We start from the raw sequence: 347 nt of genomic DNA on the forward strand, positions 1-347 counted from the left end.
CCCGCAGGCTGACCTGGTCGTTCGAGCCGCCCAGGGAGCCCACGCGGACGCCCTCGCCGTCACGGGTGTCCATCAGCCGCACCAGCGGGGACGCGGTGAAGGTGGAGCCCGAGTCGGTGTAGTACCCCAGGAAGTCCACGCCGAGCTCGACGTCGCCCCAGGCGTTGCGGATGTCCACCCCGCCGTTCACGACCGGGACGGTCACCAGGTTGGTCACGTTCTGCCCGGCGGCGAAGGTGACCGCCGAGGCGTCCGGCACCGGCAGGCCGACCGGGTACACCGAGACGTCGCTGGTCTGCGACGGGGTGCCGGCCGGCACGATCATCACGACCGCCCACACGCCGGTC

1 pseudogene is annotated in these 347 nt (G+C 72.3%); it reads right to left on the reverse strand.

Annotated elements, in window-relative coordinates:
* A pseudogene (locus PUR71_RS00035) lies at window positions 1-347 on the reverse strand (PKD domain-containing protein); the annotation flags it as partial.

Origin of the sequence: Streptomyces sp. SP17BM10 (genome assembly GCF_036322405.1) — a bacterium.
GTDB lineage: Bacteria > Actinomycetota > Actinomycetes > Streptomycetales > Streptomycetaceae > Kitasatospora.